15 protein-coding genes are annotated in these 17,803 nt (G+C 36.5%); 10 read left to right on the top strand and 5 right to left on the bottom strand.

The genetic code is table 11. From position 1 onward, the window contains the following. Positions 1–72 precede the first annotated feature (72 nt). Together BACHE_RS17360 and BACHE_RS11820 are read right to left on the bottom strand one after the other, a co-directional pair. Positions 73–516 carry a hypothetical protein gene (locus tag BACHE_RS17360; protein ID WP_148229843.1) on the bottom strand — a complete coding sequence of 148 codons (444 nt, stop codon included), beginning with the start codon at positions 514–516 and terminating at the stop codon, positions 73–75. A 339-nt stretch (positions 517–855) separates the two neighbouring features. After that, the gene (locus BACHE_RS11820) at positions 856–1,080 is read right to left on the bottom strand and encodes a hypothetical protein (RefSeq protein ID WP_013547944.1); all 225 of its coding nucleotides are present in this window, start codon (positions 1,078–1,080) and stop codon (positions 856–858) included. A 186-nt stretch (positions 1,081–1,266) separates the two neighbouring features. Here BACHE_RS11820 and BACHE_RS11815 point away from each other — a divergent pair, with 186 nt between their 5' ends. The 7 genes from BACHE_RS11815 (at position 1,267) to BACHE_RS11790 (ending at position 10,086) form a co-directional block, all read left to right on the top strand. Beyond that, positions 1,267–1,548 carry an XRE family transcriptional regulator gene (locus tag BACHE_RS11815; protein WP_245530874.1) on the top strand — a complete coding sequence of 94 codons (282 nt, stop codon included), beginning with the start codon at positions 1,267–1,269 and terminating at the stop codon, positions 1,546–1,548. Between the two features lie 482 nt (positions 1,549–2,030). Further along, a complete protein-coding gene (locus tag BACHE_RS11810; protein ID WP_148229901.1) occupies positions 2,031–4,310 on the top strand; it encodes a TonB-dependent receptor in 2,280 nt (759 codons plus the stop codon). Between the two features lie 29 nt (positions 4,311–4,339). After that, on the top strand, positions 4,340–5,575 hold the full coding sequence (locus BACHE_RS11805; protein WP_013547942.1) for a ligand-binding sensor domain-containing protein: 1,236 nt from the start codon (positions 4,340–4,342) through the stop codon (positions 5,573–5,575). 146 nt (positions 5,576–5,721) lie between these two features. After that, the gene (locus BACHE_RS17995) at positions 5,722–6,054 is read left to right on the top strand and encodes a hypothetical protein (RefSeq protein WP_013547941.1); all 333 of its coding nucleotides are present in this window, start codon (positions 5,722–5,724) and stop codon (positions 6,052–6,054) included. Positions 6,055–6,160: 106 nt separating this feature from the next. Beyond that, a complete protein-coding gene (locus BACHE_RS11800) occupies positions 6,161–8,500 on the top strand; it encodes a TonB-dependent receptor (protein ID WP_013547940.1) in 2,340 nt (779 codons plus the stop codon). Between the two features lie 38 nt (positions 8,501–8,538). Next, entirely contained in the window at positions 8,539–9,555 is a 1,017-nt protein-coding gene (locus BACHE_RS11795) for a hypothetical protein (protein WP_013547939.1), read from the top strand. 78 nt (positions 9,556–9,633) lie between these two features. Beyond that, the gene (locus tag BACHE_RS11790) at positions 9,634–10,086 is read left to right on the top strand and encodes a copper resistance protein NlpE (RefSeq protein ID WP_013547938.1); all 453 of its coding nucleotides are present in this window, start codon (positions 9,634–9,636) and stop codon (positions 10,084–10,086) included. Between the two features lie 629 nt (positions 10,087–10,715). On the opposite strand, the gene BACHE_RS11780 is transcribed toward BACHE_RS11790, so the two are convergent. Both BACHE_RS11780 and BACHE_RS11775 read right to left on the bottom strand, forming a co-directional pair. Next, positions 10,716–11,561, bottom strand: a complete 846-nt coding sequence (locus BACHE_RS11780; protein WP_013547936.1) for an urea transporter — start codon at positions 11,559–11,561, stop codon at positions 10,716–10,718. A 308-nt stretch (positions 11,562–11,869) separates the two neighbouring features. Next, a complete protein-coding gene (locus BACHE_RS11775) occupies positions 11,870–12,196 on the bottom strand; it encodes a hypothetical protein (RefSeq protein WP_013547935.1) in 327 nt (108 codons plus the stop codon). Between the two features lie 578 nt (positions 12,197–12,774). Here BACHE_RS11775 and BACHE_RS11770 point away from each other — a divergent pair. The 3 genes from BACHE_RS11770 to BACHE_RS11760 all read left to right on the top strand — a co-directional run bounded on the left by BACHE_RS11770 (position 12,775) and on the right by BACHE_RS11760 (position 15,709). Continuing rightward, positions 12,775–14,130 (top strand): hypothetical protein, encoded by a 1,356-nt coding sequence (locus tag BACHE_RS11770; protein ID WP_013547934.1) that lies wholly within the window; start codon positions 12,775–12,777, stop codon positions 14,128–14,130. Positions 14,131–14,276: 146 nt separating this feature from the next. Then, positions 14,277–14,510, top strand: a complete 234-nt coding sequence (locus BACHE_RS11765) for a YecH family metal-binding protein (RefSeq protein WP_013547933.1) — start codon at positions 14,277–14,279, stop codon at positions 14,508–14,510. 485 nt (positions 14,511–14,995) lie between these two features. Beyond that, positions 14,996–15,709 carry a tetratricopeptide repeat protein gene (locus tag BACHE_RS11760; protein WP_013547932.1) on the top strand — a complete coding sequence of 238 codons (714 nt, stop codon included), beginning with the start codon at positions 14,996–14,998 and terminating at the stop codon, positions 15,707–15,709. 72 nt (positions 15,710–15,781) lie between these two features. Here BACHE_RS11760 and BACHE_RS11755 read toward each other — a convergent pair whose 3' ends face one another. Continuing rightward, positions 15,782–17,794 carry an alpha amylase C-terminal domain-containing protein gene (locus tag BACHE_RS11755; RefSeq protein ID WP_013547931.1) on the bottom strand — a complete coding sequence of 671 codons (2,013 nt, stop codon included), beginning with the start codon at positions 17,792–17,794 and terminating at the stop codon, positions 15,782–15,784. Positions 17,795–17,803 lie beyond the last annotated feature (9 nt).

Genomic DNA, 17,803 nt, shown 5'->3' with positions numbered 1-17,803 from the left:
TTGAAAGTTATTTTCTGTGAATTTTCTTGGTCTTATCCTTTTTACGTCTTTTGGAAATAAGTTTTGGATTAATTATCTGTATATATCCATTGTATAATCATTCGGATCGTCTATAGATTTTTCTCTACGCAGGTATAGCCTTTTTTTTGCCACATATGAACGGGAAATAGCTTTCAAGTAGTACTCCAGCATGGGAATCATTCTCTTTTTATTCACAATATCATCCAACGCCAATTCGGAAACAGCGTACCAAACCATATCCAAGGAATACTCATCAGACAGAAGGAATCTTTTCTTGACATAATTGGTTACTAATCCTTTCATATTTTGGATTTTGGAGACTATCGGTGCAAAGTCACCAGACTTATAACATGACAACACTAATTCTATGAACTCGATAGACTTTTTGTATTCCTGCAACACATCCACACGAGGGGTAGAACTACGAAGAATATCAATAATATCTCTATTAAGTCTTTCTCTGGAAATCAGTTCCGGTTCTCCGGCTTCATTCATTCGGATAACAGCTTTCGAGGGTATATCACGTATATTTATCCCATGTATGGAGGAATATAGGACACGCGCTGGTGTTGACCTAACACGTAGCCCTACCTCCGTACTCATAGTAACGGCATTTCTTTTCGTAGAAATATATTGTATCTTTCCTCTACAAGTACTTATAACAGCCCCGTTGTTTCTGTTTATCTTATATCGGGGAAAGCCCGGTATGGCTAACCATTCATCATTTTTATTCATGTTTTTATTAGTTTTGAACCAACAAAAACATGAATGGAAGCTCCAAGAGCATCTCCATTGTTTGTCTGGCGGAATTGGATTAATGATGTCATAATATAATTATCTGTTAAAAATTACTACTCCTGCTATTTCTTCTATCTTATCTTTTGCCAGTTCTGGGATTCGAGCCAATCCGCTACGCCAATTATTAAAAGTATAAATAGGTACTTTGCATTCTTCAGCTAATTTTTTAGCCATTTCGGGAGCTTCACATACTGGCAGAGTACGTAAATAGGTGCGCAATGCCAAGCCATCAGTTGTTTTTTTCTTCTTTTTTTCGTCCATAATATATTTAATATTGATTATTTATTCATAGATTTATAATGCAAATATAAATCTAAGGAAATTAATTTCCAAATACTTTAATAATTAATTTCCTGTTATTTTAATTATAATTATGAAACACTTTGGAAATCAATTAGATGAGCTATTTAAAAAAAAAGAATCCGTCAAAAGGATTTTGCTGGTAAAATGGGAGTAAGTGCTGTTACCATAACTAAATGGAAATCTCAAGAGAGTATTGATGCCTCTAAATTGGAAGCAATATCCAAGGTATTGAATATACCCATCTCTTATTGGTTTGACGATGATTGTCAGTTTAATCAGTCAATAGTACACGGTGATGGGAGTGCCGCTTCAATATACGGTAATGCTACTGCTGGAATGATTGCCGATAAAGATAAGGAAATAGAGCACCTTAAATTATTATTAAAGGAAAAAGAGAGAACTATTCAAATTCTAATGCAAAAATAGAGTTTAGACAACAAAAGATATATAACTGACTATCGGCCAATAGGAAAAATAGTGGCAACGGAATCACAACGAAAAATGCTAATAAGCTAATTATAAGCTTATTAGCATTTTATTTTTATGGTAATTTACGATGGTACTCCGTCCGTCATTGTTCCGGGCAATCTGTATAAGTTGATATTTTCCTTAAATACGAGAAGACAGTGTAAAAATCACTATTTTTAGGTATTGACAGGTTGATATAAAACATTGAACTTTGCGACAGTCTAAATAGATCTATCATCATTATACATATAGAAAAAATGAAAGTACATCCACCCACATCTCTTAATTGCAATATGTGTGATTCAGTAAGGCCCGGCTTTGACAGTCGGGCCTTTTTTGTGAACAAATTCGGAAAAGATTCTTTAATAAACAATCGCATCCTAAAGATCTTTTTCATTTGCATATTTTTATTATCTGGCATATTCCAATATACGGCATTAATGGCCCAAACCGGAAGAATTGCAGGAATCGTCATTGACGCAGTTAATGAAGAACCTCTTACCGGAGCTACTGTTTATATTGATGAAATCAATAAAGGAGAAGCGGCTGATAAAAATGGAGAATTTTCCTTCTCAAAGCTTAAAGATGGTTCCTACACAGCCACAATCTCATATATTGGCTATCACACACAGAAGGAAAAGATTACGTTACATAGAGGAGTGACCCGGAAGATTGTAATTCGGTTAAAAGAAGAAGATAAATCTCTGAAAGAAGTAGTTATAACTGCTAAAAGTGCAGCTCGCCAACTAAGAGAACAAGCATTACCTGTATCCGTCATCAAAATGGAACAAATTCAAGGTACCGTAAATACTGTACAAGACGTATTGGCAAAGACTGCTGGAGTTACTGTACGATCCACCGGAGGAGTAGGGAGTGCCTCTCGCATCTCTGTGAGGGGCTTAGAAGGAAAACGAATAGGATTGTTTATCGATGGAAATCCAATGAATGATAATTCTGACTTCATTGACATCAATGACATTCCGGTGGAAATGATTGATCGTATTGAAATTTACAAGGGAGTTGTACCTGCAAAATTCGGAGGCTCAGCAGTAGGAGGGGCCGTCAATCTCGTAATCCGTGAATATCCTCCCAAATATTTAGATGCCAATTACACCTTCGGAAGTTATAATACCCACAAACTTTCATTTGTCGGCAAGCGAAATATTGCACCCCAAGGATATGAATTCGGAGCTGGTGGTTTTTATACCTATTCAGATAATAACTACACAATGGAATCTCCTTTCCAAGATGGATTAATGATAAAACGAGATCATGACCAATTCCAAAAACTAACACTTGGAGGTAGTTTCAAAGCACGAAAATGGTGGTTCGATTTGGTTGAGTTTGAGCCTGTCTTTCTACGGACTTATAAAGAAATACAAGGAATAGAATATAATATTCAGCATGCACACAGCCATTCCGACGCTTTCATCTTCGCCAACAAAATAGAACGGGAAAATTTTCTGACCGAAGGATTAGATTTTGACTGGCAATTGGCTTATGTTTATACAGACTATCAATTTACCGATACAGCATCGTACAGAACACATTGGGATGGTTCTCGATATCAGCCTGTATCCCAATATGGAGGTGAAATTGGAAAATGGGCTTCACTTTCAAAAAATCGCAAACATACACTCTCTCATAAACTTAACTTAAACTATCTGATAGACAAGCATCATTCTATTAATTTCAACTCATTATTCAATTATGCTCATGGTGACCCTAAAGATGATTTAAAAGACAAAGTGATAGGCTACCACACCAATTTCAAAAGTAATATGACAAGCTGGGTAGCAGGAATTAATTATGACTACCGTACAGCAAACGACAGATTCCTAAATTCAATTAACCTAAAATATTACTATTACACCATGAAGACGAAGTTGGCAAGTGTTTTGACCAGTCATATTGAAAGCATTGACACTCAAAAAAATAACTTCGGAATAAGTAATTCTCTACGCTATCGCATTACCCCCGACCTGATGGCAAAGGCTTCAATAGGTTACGATGTACGGCTACCTGCAGAAAACGAGCTTTTGGGTGACGGATATGTAATAGCCCCAGCAGGTAACCTTGAGCCCGAACGAAATACAAGCATCAATTTCGGCGTATTGTTCGATAAAACGGGAAAATCACCGAGTAACTTACAGATAGAAGTCAGTGGGTATTACATGTATCTACAAAATATGATCCGTTTTACTGGAGGCTTTCTGCAATCCCAATACCAGAATTTTGGCGAAATGCGTACATTGGGAATAGAGGTGGAGGTGAAAGCAGACATTACATCCTGGCTTTATGGATTTGCCAACGCAACATATCAGGACATGCGCGATACCAGGAGATATGAGCAAAATACTTCAGTTATCAATCCTACCAAAGGCAGCAGAATACCAAATATTCCTTACTTAATGGCAAATGCCGGACTTGAATTCCATAAAGAAAACCTGTTTGGAGGAAAAAGAATGACCACACGTTTTTTCGCCGATGGTGCATTTGTAGAAGAATATTTGTATGATTTCGAACAAAGTAAGCATCAGCAACGCCGCATTCCACGTTCATTCTCATTCAATGCCGGATTTGAGCAAAGCTTCTGCGGTGGACGTTATTTCATAATGGGGCGACTTAATAACTTCACCAACGCCCGATTGATAAGCGAATTTAACCGCCCTCTTCCCGGACGCAACTTCAGCATTAGACTAAGATACGTTTTTAAATAACATAGTAAATAAACCTCAAAGCAAAAAAAATGAAAAAAACAATTTCAATTTTTACAGCAATGGCCTTGTCAACATTAGCCTTTACGGCATGTGAAAAAAACAATCCGGATAATCCCTCAGTAGCCGGGGGTAATGGAAATCTTTTATTAACTACTATCATGCCCAATGCAGATGGCATGACAGGAGCTGCCTATATGCAATTGGTTAATGAAAAAGAAGGTACAATTTCAGTTGATAACAATAATGCTATTCCTATTCCCTATGGCGGTTCTTATCCCTTGGTGATTGATGAAGAGATTTTTGTCTTTCCAAGCTATGCAGGTGATACTAAAAACGAACTTGTAAAATATTCACGAGTTAACGGTACATTACAGAAAAATGGAACAATGGCATTACCGCCTAACAACAGCGCAAACAGTATAGTGAAAGTATCTTCTCAAAAAGCCTATTTATCTTTAGCCGGCTTGGGAATAATCTACGTGTTTAACCCTGAAACCATGCAAAAAACAGGTGAAATTGATTTAACTTCACTGGGCATAAAAGACAAAAATCCGGATCCGGCAATTATGATAAAGCGAGATGGTTTACTGTTTGTAGGACTAAGCCAAATGGTAGCAGGTTGGACCAGTCCAACTGAATATACACAAAGTGACGTAGCCGTTATTGATACTCAAACCGATAAATTAGTAAAGATGATCTCCGAGAAAAGTAGCGGATTCTCTCAACCGACACGTCCTATCGATCCCAATTCTATTTTCATTGATGAAAAAGGAGATATATACATCTCTTGTTTAGGAAATTTTGGCATGGTAGTAGGGCATAAGGCAGGTATTCTAAGAATAAGGAAGGGTGAAACTGATTTTGACCCAACCTATCATTGGACAATTACCGATGCAGCAATTATCGGTGAAGCAAAAACCGGAGGATTTATATCTTCTATTTGCTATATTGGTAATGGTAAAGCTTATGGCTACATTAATATGCCCGGCTATTACAAACCAGGAGAACAAGGACATACCGCCATTGCTGATAGGGCTGTAGAATTTGACATTTACAAAAAAACGCTAAAAGCGATAGACGGATTGGAATTATCAAATGGCTATGGCATACTTGTCTCGAACTACAAGGACGGACTATCCATTGCCAATGCTTCGGTAAACCACAAAGGTATTTATTATTTAGATCCTTCATCCGGAAAAATTTCTCCATCACCGATTATCCAAACAGTAGGAAATCCCATGTCATTGCATTATTTCAAGAAATAGAGTTCTATAAACTAATTCCCAAAAACAGGGAATGGCAAGCAGGAAACAGAAAGCTAACAAATAAGCTTTCTGTTTTTAATTACTTATAAAAATCATCATTTATAGGTATTGCATACAATTGTACAATCTGCTATCTTTGCGGCTCAATGGATAATACAAGAAAAAAGCAGAAATACAGAGTCGTAGTGGCATGCTTATTGTTGCTAACTATAATGCCTTTCTTCTTTGTGAAAGCCTTTCATGTTCACAAAGAAGATTCCTGTATATCTCATGATGAGCAACAGCATTCTCATCATGATTCTGCTGATAAATGTGCTATCTGCCTGTTCACTTTATCTTCATTCACCGAAGCCGAGAGTTATGAGTACAATTGTACCCTGACAGGAAAACCTGTTGAATATCTTATCCAAAAGGAAAAGGACATTACTGTTACTTTTTTCCTATTTTCGCTCCGCGCTCCTCCTGTCCAACTATTATAATCCTTTTCATGGATTGCATGCATTATAAGATGACATGCAAAAAGGGGGTGTTGTGCCCTTTGACTATCTCAAACAATTTATAATTTGATTACAAATTTCATAGAGTATGACATTTTATGCATATTTCCAATATGTGTGTCTATTCATTGTCTGGCTATGTGTAATATTTCCTGCAAATATGCATGCACAGAAATACCGACAGCAATCAGATACATATAGGACACTGCTGATTATAGACAAAGAAACCGGACGTCCGATTGAAGGAGCTTACATTTTTTTTGAGAATCAAACCCTTGTCAGTTCATCCGAAGGAACAATCATTATCCCTCAGAAGACAGATTCCAAGGACACAGTTCTTGTACGAAGTTTGGGGTACAAATCTCAATATATATCTTTGAATGGGGCATTCAAAAAGGTGAATATCTATACTGTACGTCTTTCTCCAGAGATAAGAATTTTGGAAGAGGTCATTATTACCGGTGAGCGCTCCGGAGTAACTCGGAATACAGTAAGCAGCAATCTTTCATCCTTCGCAATCAATCGTGCATTGGGGACTTCTCTAACCTCTCTGCTTGAGCAGGTCAGCGGTGTAAGTTCCATTAGTACGGGGACAACAGTAGCCAAACCAGTCATCCAGGGAATGTATGGTAATCGGATATTAATCATTAACAATGGTTCTCGTCAGACAGGTCAGCAATGGGGAGCTGATCATGCTCCTGAAGTGGATATGAACGGAAACGGTTCCATTAGGGTGATAAAAGGTTCTGACGCAGTACGATATGGTTCAGAAGCTTTGGGAGGAATCATTGTTATGGAACAAGCTCCCTTATCTTTCCGAAAGAAAGCCTTAAAAGGAAAGACTTCCGTTCTTTATGGAAGTAATGGTCACCGTTATGTGCTGACCGGACAGTTAGAAGGCACTTTCTCTTTTCTCCGTGACCTTGCCTGGCGAATACAGGGGACATATTCAAATTCAGGAGACCGTTCCACCGCAAACTATCTTCTAAACAATACCGGAACCAGAGAACATCATACCTCCGCTTTACTTGGTTATGACCATGGATGTTTAAGAATAGAAGGATTTTACAGCCATTTTTACAATCAGACGGGAGTAATGTTCAGTGCCCAAATGGGAAGTGAGGATCTGCTGGCGGAACGTATTCGATTGGGACGTCCCCTGCATACAGATCCTTTCACACGAAGTATCACCTACCCATATCAAAAAGTTACCCATCAGACAGCCATTGGTAAAATGAAATTCAGTATGCGGAATGCAGGAAATCTTCATTGGCAAAGTTCTTGGCAGAAAGACGACCGCCAGGAAAATCGCATCCGGCGTCTGGGTTCCGACATTCCATCTGTTTCCCTACACTTAAACTCATTACAAAACTCTCTCTGCTGGAAATTGAATTATAATTCATGGCAAACAGAGGTTGGGGGACAAATTATGTTCATTGACAATCACAGTCAGGCAGGAACAGGTATTGTTCCTGTTATTCCCAACTACACGGAGACACAGATGGGAATATATGGCATCGGGAAGTATAATTACAATAAGGGAGGAATTGAAGCAGGTATTCGTTTTGACGGACAAGAAACCCGTGCCAGTGGTTATGACTGGACGGGAAGTCTCTATGGAGGAACAAGAAAGTTCAATAACGTATCATACAGTTTGGGAGGTCATCACCATTTTTCTGACCAATGGAAGCTCACCACCAATTTCGGGCTGGCTTGGAGAGCTCCTCATGTGTATGAATTATACAGCAACGGAAATGAACTTGGATCCGGAATGTTTGTCAAAGGAGATTCTACCATGCACTCCGAAAGGAGCTATAAATGGATATCTTCCATCAGTTACAGCAACAAGGCATTCAGTGTTAGTATGGACGGTTACCTGCAATGGATAAGCGGCTATATCTATGATGAGCCGAAGAAAGAAACCATCACTGTTATTTCGGGAGCATACCCCGTATTCCAATACAAACAGACCCCAGCTTTCTTTCGCGGAATGGATTTTGACTTTCACTTCACGCCCACAAGTTCATGGGATTATCATCTGATTGCCTCTTTTATACGGGCAAATGAACAGACGACAGGAAATTATCTTCCTTATATCCCCTCTTCCCGTTTCAGCCATGAGCTTTCATGGCTTCACGAAACCCAATCGCACTCCAAAGTACGTTTGAGTATCAGACATCGATTCGTGGCAAAACAGACCCGGTTTGATCCAAATACGGATCTTATTCCATATACTCCTCCGGCATATCATCTCTTAGGATTCGATGCCAGCTTTGAGTGTCCTGTAAAATACGGATACAAACTACAATTCATGATATCAGCAGACAATATTTTGAATAAAGAATATAAAGAATACACTAACCGTTCACGCTACTATGCGCATGACATGGGATGTGATGTACGTTGTGGAGTGAACTGCTTTTTTTGATTTATAACAAATTATTATTAACCAAATAAATAAAAAAAATGAGAACAAGCTTATGTAAAATCGCATTAATGTTCCTGATGGGAACATCTCTTGCTTTGTTATTTAATTCATGCAGCAAAGATCCTGTAATTCCTGAAAACGAGACAAAAAACAAATTGCATGAAGATCCTTCCAAAATGACTGTCCGTCTTGTGGAATGCCACTTGCATGCAGATTGGAATGAAATACAGAAAGTCGGTGGTCCTCACCAGAATCCGGAATCTCCGGCCAAACACATGAAACGTATTCAGGAAATAACTTACGAATTGAAAGCCGGCCAAGGCTGGACACTTGCCGAAGGTAGCCAAAACAAGTTCTATGTACAGAAAAACGGAGAATATAAAAATGGAAAGAACTTTACTCCAGCTCCCATTTATCTGATGTTTATCTATTACTACAACGCTAAAGGAGAGTTAATGAATAACCAGTTTATAGAAAATGGCCAAGACAATATTCATCAACATTTCTTCACGCCAGAAAATGTAAAACCCACATTTGATGGACAGCCAGAAGCTGATGACAATGACCCACAAAAATTAGTGGACTATCTTTATGTGGACACTACCCCCTGGGACAAGACCAAACATGGAAAAGAAGCCGAAATAACAGGAGGAACCAACCCGATAGGTTTGAAAGGAGTCATCCGTTTTCTGAAAGACCGCAAAGAATTTGACTTGAAAATTCGTCTTTATCATGGCTACAAATCCAAGATCAACCCGGAAACAAGTACTTTTGATCCGTTCTACAAGCCTTCCGGAATATTGATTCAGCGTGGTACATGGGATATTAACCTAAGCATTCCGGTAGTGGTATTCTGGAGTCGGGAGGAGTATGTTGATGTGGAAGAGGACACCGATGTCAACCAAATTGAAGAAGATAGTCTTGATGAAAAAAGTAACCATACTGTGCATTCTATTATGAAAACTTTCAACCTTACATGGAAAGAAGCACTTGAAGAATTCATAACTTATACCTTTAAGGCAGGAGATATTGAAGAAGGAGCAATCTGGCTTTAAGGCTCTCCTGCTATAATTAAATAGCCCTCTATAGAGAATCATAAATAACCTCACATTAATTATCAAACATTTAGAATTATGAAATTGATAAAATTTAATTTTTTATTAACAATAGCAACTATAATAATAGTAATATCTGGATGTATCGGATCACAGAAGAAAACAACGCAACAGGAGCAAGACAGCACTGCTGTGGCTATGGATATAGCTAATATTAAGAATAAAGATTATTATGGAACCTATGAAGGCACATTACCTTGTGCTGATTGCGGTGGTATCAAAACGACACTGAAAATCAATAGTGATACAACTTACGATCTGCGGAGTGAATATCTGGGGAAAAAAAATGGTATCTTTGAAGAAAGTGGTATTTATAACATAGTAGGTGAGAATATCATAGAATTAGTAACTCCTTCATCAGGAGACAAAACATATTACAAAGTTCTTGATGGTGCAGTTGCGTTGTCTGACAGTATAGGAACGATCAACAGTGGAGAACTTTCAGAGCAATATATATTGAAAAGACAGTAATATTTTTTGCAATAAAAGTTAAAATAGAGCTGTCTCATCCTTTACTCTGTGAAAGGGAAAGCTCTATAGTCTAATAATACTATAAAATGAGGAGGAAAGTAATTATCCTCCTCATTTCATAAAGCTTCAACTTTAAGAATATAACTTTCTTTTAAAGTACACAAAAACAAAAAAGTATCTTTGTATACTTTAGAGACAGACGATGCAGAAAAGCTGTCTAACTTTTGCAGTGCGAAATAGAAACAATCATATTGCATGGAAAGAATGAAGTGACCCACGGAAAAATGGTGGCTTTCAGTGCTATCTGCATTTATGTCAGCCATCATCCTGTCCCAATAAAAAATCCCGCTTCCCAATATCTCATCGTGAAGCGGGATTCTATAACAAACGACTGTCATAGTCTAATAACTATTTTTTATGAGTTTGCAAATTTCTTGAATTTATAATGATTCTACAATAGCTAAAAGTAGGTATAATCTGAAGGATTGGACATATTTATTTATCCCGATTATCGGAACATTTTTCTGCATTTTTTGTTGTGTGAGATGTAGAAGTCTTGCTTATCCTTTGATAAGTGTCTTGGCTCCGGTCAGTAATGGTCGGGGCTTTCTTAGTAAATAGAAACTTTCCTACTTTTTCATATGTGATGACAAAAGCATAGTGACCCACACAGAAATAACAAAAGGAGCCGTTAAAGTCACTATTCCTATTTGCATACCAACTATTTGCAAGACCACAGATAGCATTACGGAAAATCCGGCTTGTATTCCTCCTTTTAATGTTTTGTCCCCTAAAGCTATGGCACAAAGTACTCCGTTATATCCCAAAAGTCCGGAGTTCCATATTTCAAGGTCAGTATGTGGATGTAATACCATGAATAAGGGAAGAATTGCTCCAAGTATAGTATATACGGCATTCAAGCGTGAATTTATCAAAATCCCTAAAAAGAAGAATAATCCGGAAAGTACATTTCCTTGAAACATAACTTGGCCAATGCTTAAACCTAATGAATGGATAAACTTTATTGCAGATTCAGAACTGTTTGCAGATGGAGGCAACAATAAAGCAGGAAGCAGGTAATGAAATACAATAAGGAGCAACCATATGACAAGAACAAACGGTGCTGTCAGTCCCGGTAGTTTGCTTTGATGACGAAATAATCCGGCAATCCATACGGACAACACAGATCCTGAAACGAGTAATAGCATAGATATAATATTGATCTCCCAAAAGACACCGATTGCAATTCCTACTAATGCTCCATTAAAACCGTATAAGCCGTTACTGATTTCTTCTTTATCATAGCCAAACAATGAAGCAGCCATTGTGCTAAACAATGTGCCAATTACTGATAGTATTGCAAGTTGCCATGAATTGCAGGCAATGCCTATTAGCATCAATCCACCTGAGGCAGCATTGTTCTGGAACATGACTTGGCCTATCCCGCGTCCTAATATTAAAATATTTTTATACATAACATATTGTTTTTACGAGGCAAATATAATAAATGCCAGTCTAAATACAAAAAAGTGGGTATATAGTAACCTGTTATCGTTGATATTTCCAGAAAACGCCTTAGTCTGATTGATAACGGTTGGGAGCCTTTTGTATAAAAGCGATTTCTATTTGCTATATAATTCTGTATCTATAATACTCAGCATAATAAGACTTAACTGATAATAAACAAGAGATAGCCTGTTAACTATCTCTTATTTATTATCAGTTAGGTCCTAAAAATATCCCAGTTTATTGTAAACTGGGATAACAAATTAATATGATAGAATTATCCTTCAACAGATTCTCCTTTTTCATTCAAAAGTACTGTCACCTCATCTGTTGACTGGTCCTCCTTAGTAATAGTTAGTACAACCTTATAGATCTTAACCGTTTCTCTCTCTGACACAAAAGCCTCCTTTATAACAGCCCCTTCATAATTTTTACCCAAAGATTCTAAAATAACTTGAGGTATATCTTTTGTTTCTATTTTCGTAAACTCATCCTGAGAAGATTGTGCAGTTTCTACACTTGTTTTGTTACAACCTTCTTGTGCAAACACTACTGAACTACCTAATCCCATAATCATTGCCAATGCTACCAATGTCTTTTTCATAATCATAATTTTTTGATGGATATTTAATTTAATGTTTCTCGTACTAATTATAAGGCAAAATGAATACCAGAATATAAAGGAATGGATAAGATAATGTAAAACAATACATTACATATTAATCAGAAATGAATATTCTGTGGAAATATGTAGAATTTAGTACCACATGTGGGGAATAATTACACAAAAACAATAAATAAGAATATACCTACTTTTAGTGATTGCGGTATCTTGTAAATTGCAATATCTTTGTAATCGCATAAATCTGATTAATTAGTTATAAATTAGGTAACGACTGTTATTTATCCCACTTCCCAATGAGATATTGTGAAGTGGGAATTTATTTATTGATTAGTAAGTTACCTCAAAATTGAACAATGAAATAGCATAAATCCGCTTCTTTCATTACTATGTATCAAAAAAATAACTTATTACACTCATTAAACTGATGTGTCTTTTCTTCCTTACTGGAAGTAAGTCATATTTTTTTTGATTAAATGGGTTACAGGTAAACACTTTGGGACTTTTGTTTGTTTTTGTCATACATATAATATTTAAGGTAAAAAGAAAAACATTTTAAGATGAAAAAAACATTGTTATTAGTATTTGTATGTGCCGCATTGGTGGCTTGTGGAAAAGATTATCCTATTGATTCGGTTACTCTGACGCCTAAAACCGCACCGGATCAGCCGAAAGAATCCGAACAGCCTGACCCGGTACTGATTGTGACAAAAGATGATATAATAACTTATTTCGGCTTTGGATACGAAGATGTAAATATAAATATTGCACGTACCAAAACATTAATTGGAGTTCAGAAAATAGATGAAAAGAATATCGAAGTAACTAAGGTCGAAGTAAATAATAAAGATGAAAAATCCGGTTCGTTTGTGCTGCATTTGGAGGGTAAAGTAAATGGTAAAGCTTTCGAAACAACACTAACGTTCGATGGTTTCACCAAGCGTCCGGAAGATTACCGCATGGGAAAGCGTGTGCAAGGTGAGTGGAAAACAGAAGCAAACAAATATACTAAATTCGATCTGGACTATCTGCTGCGCGAAAAAAAGACTGATAAGTTTACTGCCCAATACCTTAGTGAAGTAATAGATTTCTATTCTTCTGATTTAGACGGAAAGCCATTCTATTATACGGAAGAGGATATTAAGAAATCTGTAATATCGGATATGAAATACAATTCTCACAATGGAGGAGAAATTTCTTTTAACCTGATTTACAATGGGATAAAAAGTGAATCCCTCATTCGACTTGATATGAATAAAGACACTTACTATGCAGAAAAAGTAACAGTAAATACCGATTTTTTCAAAAAGATGTACGTAAGAGGAGTAGCGGAAAATTACAGTATATTCGGTGGAAATGCAGTGGAATATAATGAAGATTTATATGCCGTTCAATGCGTATTGGCAAGTGATGCCAGTGAATCGGCAGGTAAACTCAGTTTCAAATTTAAATTAATGCCTGCACATGGAGATGGTGAAGCCCTTGCTTATTTTTCTAAAGCCGTTGACGGCTTCAAACCTCTGAAAGAGCTGAAGGACGAATTGCTTCCTCAATTCACTACGGAGGTACAGGAGGTAATGAAAAAATATGTCAATATCAGTACACCTGATGGTGATGTGAAAGAAAAAATTAAAGCTCCCATTGCGAATTGGATAAAAAAAATATCGTTTAGTATTAAAAGAGACAACCAGTATTATGATATTACATGGGATGAAAATTTCACTGTTCTCAGAGGATGGGATGTTAAGGTAATGGATGTATATCTGGAACATCCGAAGTTTGAACTGCTTTCCGCACATTTGAAAGATGATGGGCGAAAAATGCTATATCTTGGCATTAAGTTAGTATATGCCAATGAAATATTATTAAACGATGATGATATCGTTCTTACATTACCGATACACATATCTAAATAAAGAAGTAAAGGGAAGAACGAAGGGCTTTTCAGTTCTTCCCTTTATAATTTTTAGGAAAAAACAAGCAATTTGTTTTTTTTAATTGTCTTTGTATCATATGTTACGATTTTAATCCTCTTATCATGCTATTTTTGCAAAAAAAAAAGATGAAACAGTTACACGCTCATGAAGTCCTTCATATGATGGAAGGAAATAGTTATTCCGAATCATCATTAAGAGATGCCATTATTCAGAAATTTGGAAAAGACCAACGATTTTATACGTGTTCCGCAGAAAATATGAATGTATACGAACTTATAGAATTTCTAAAAAAAAGAGGTAAATTTATGCCTGCAAACAATGGGTTCACTGTGGATATAACAAAAGTATGCAATCATTAATTGAATAAAAAGATTCTAACTTTAGGCTTTCAATATTTAGCTTATACTATAAAGAAACAGGTTATTGAAATATCTTTATTTTCTTATTATATTTCCAACAATTCTTACTATTTTATGAAAATGGAATAGGGAATTTTTTAAGAATGCTTGTCTTTAATAACGAAGTCCGGCGTTATTTATTTAGAGTTTAGGCTTTTTAGTCATTGTATGTTGGATTTTACAGAATGTTCTGAGATGTAGTGTTTCATTTCAATTGTAGATGTATTATAACAAGAACATACTGTTCCTCGGTCTTCAATAGACCGAGGTTTTTTGTAAAAAAGTAGTACGTTAAGTGACACATGAAATAATAGAAACTTTTTTAGTTTACGTAAAATAACACTTGTTACTACTCTTCTAAAAAGCTCAAAAAAAGTAAAAATACTTTGCTTCTTAACCTTAGGCTATTATCTTTGAAATATCAAATTAAAAAAACATTAAAGCACATGAAAAAATTAATCTTATCTTTTGCACTGTTTTGTGCAGCTACTAATTTTTTTGCACAGAATGCAGATCCGGTACAATTAGTGAATGATGGAAAAGCAGCTCTTGAGGCTAAAAATTATCAAGACGCTTTTACTAAATTTAGTACCTATTTAACGCAGACTAATAATCAGGACTCTGTAATTGCGTATAATTGCGGCGTTTGTGCTGATAAAATTAAAAAACCAACAGAGGCATTAAAGTATTTTGATATTGCAGTGCAGAAAAAGTATAATCTGGCTAACGCATATATTGGTAAGGCCGGTGCTCTGAAAGACCTGAAGAAAAATGATGAATATGTTGCCACTTTGAAAGAAGGGTTGGAAGCAAATCCGGGTAATAAGACATTAATCAAATTATATGCTACTTATTATGTTAATCAAGGCATTATGGCACAAAAGGCTAAAAAAAATGAAGTAGCAGAAGACGCTTTTAAACAAGCAATTGCTATTCAGCCTGACAATATCAATGCACTTAGCAGTTTAGGATCATTATATTATAGCCAAGGTGCTGCTACTTTGAAGACTAATGCAGAGAAAGCAAAAGTTGAATTTAAAGAAGCTAAAGATTATTTAGACAAATTAATTCCACTACTTTCTGTTGATAAACCTGCCCAGAAGAAAATGATGGACAATGCTAAAACTATGCTGAATTTTATAGATTCTCAATTGAAATGAGAGTAAAAAACATTAAATAGAAATAGAGGCAGATATATTCAATTATATCTGCCTCTATTTCTATTTAATGAATTATTTATTTTTTTTCTTTAATACTATAGCAGTACGTGCAGGAATATAAAGTTTTAACCATTCTTTCTTTTCCTTTTCGTATAAAGGATCGTGAAGAGTGAAATGCTTTACAGCATCATCTGTCAATCCATTGCCACCGAAAGCTGGATTATCCGTATTCAATATTGTTTCATAGCTTCCAGCAGGCACTAAAAAACCATAATCAGTAAAAGATTGTTTGGGATTGAAATTATATACAAATATCAAGTCTTTACGCATATATGCTAATATCTGATCACCATCATTATGCCAAATCTCTTGTACGGGGGTATCCTGAAATTTTTTTATGCTTTTTATTACTTCTAACATAGCTGTATCAAAATCTCCCATGTAATGATATGATAAATTCTTATTATCTATCAGATCCCATTGACGACGGGCATACTTACATGACCATCCATTTCCCTCACGAGGAAAGTCTATCCATTCAGGGTGGCCGAACTCATTACCCATAAAATTGAGATAGCCACCATTAATGGTTGTTGCGGTCAGCAAGCGTATCATCTTATGAAGAGCAATTCCTCGGTTCACAGTGTAGTTTTCATCGCCTTTTTGCATATGCCAATACATATCTGCATCAATTAGGCGAAAAATAATGGTTTTATCCCCAACTAAAGCTTGGTCATGGCTTTCTGTATATGAAATTGTTTTTTCATCTTTTCGACGGTTGGTGACTTCCCAAAACATGCTGGAAGGTTTCCAGTCCTCATCTATTTTTTCTTTGATAGTTTTAATCCAGTAATCTGGAATATTCATAGCCATACGGTAATCAAAGCCATAACCGCCATCCTCATATTTCACGGCCAATCCCGGCATGCCAGATACTTCTTCAGCGACAGTAATAGCTTTCGGATTCACTTCATGGATTAAGCGATTGGCAAGAGTCAGATAACAGATTGCATTATCATCTTGGTGTCCATTGAAATAATCTCCATAATTACAAAAAGCTTCGCTCAATCCATGGCTATAATATAACATGGAAGTTACCCCATCAAAACGAAATCCATCAAAATGATATTCTTCCAACCAGAATTTACAATTTGACAACAAGAAATGAATAACTTCATTTTTGCCATAATCAAAGCAAAGTGAATCCCATGCCGGATGCTCACGACGTCCGCCAGAATAGAAATATTGATTCGGATCTCCAGCAAAATTTCCTAAACCTTCTACTTCATTTTTTACAGCATGTGAATGTACAATATCCATAATAACGGCTATTCCCATGCTATGAGCCGCGTCAATCAGTTCTTTCAATTCTTCGGGTGTGCCAAAACGGGAAGAAGCGGCAAAGAAACTGGATACATGATAACCGAAACTTCCATAATAAGGATGTTCCTGAATAGCCATTATCTGTATACAGTTATATCCATCCTTAGCAATGCGTGGAAGAACCTTTTCCTGAAATTCCTTGTAGTTACCTACCTTTTCTTCCTGTTGTGCCATGCCGATATGGCATTCATATATCAACAGAGGATCAGTGCTTGGCTTGAATGTTTGCCTTTTCATTTTATACGGTTGCTCTGGCGTCCAAACCTGTGCACTGAATATTTTGGTATGCTCGTCTTGAACGACTCGGGTAGCCCATGCGGGGATACGTTCACCGCATCCACCTTCCCAATGTACTGCCAGTTTGTACAGATCTCCGTGCTTCATGGCGCTGGTAGGAAGTTTAATTTCCCAATTACCGTTTGCTTTACGTTGCAAACTGTATTTCTTTTCTTCTTTCCAGTCATTAAAGGTTCCTATCAGAAAGATTTGGGTGGCATTGGGAGCCCATTCACGAAAAATCCAACCGTTGTCAGTGCAATGCAAACCGAAATAAAGATATCCGGATGCAAAGTCTGATAGTTTCTGTTTTCCATCGTTGGTTAATTCAGCTTCTTTGTTTATGGCATGTTGGTGGCGTCCGTTGATGGCATCTGCGTAAGGTTCCAGCCAAGGATCATTCTTAATCAAATTCAATGTTTCCATATTGGATAA

Origin of the sequence: Bacteroides helcogenes P 36-108 (assembly GCF_000186225.1) — a bacterium.
Taxonomy (GTDB): domain Bacteria; phylum Bacteroidota; class Bacteroidia; order Bacteroidales; family Bacteroidaceae; genus Bacteroides; species Bacteroides helcogenes.
This window is presented reverse-complemented; position numbering and strand designations above follow the sequence as displayed.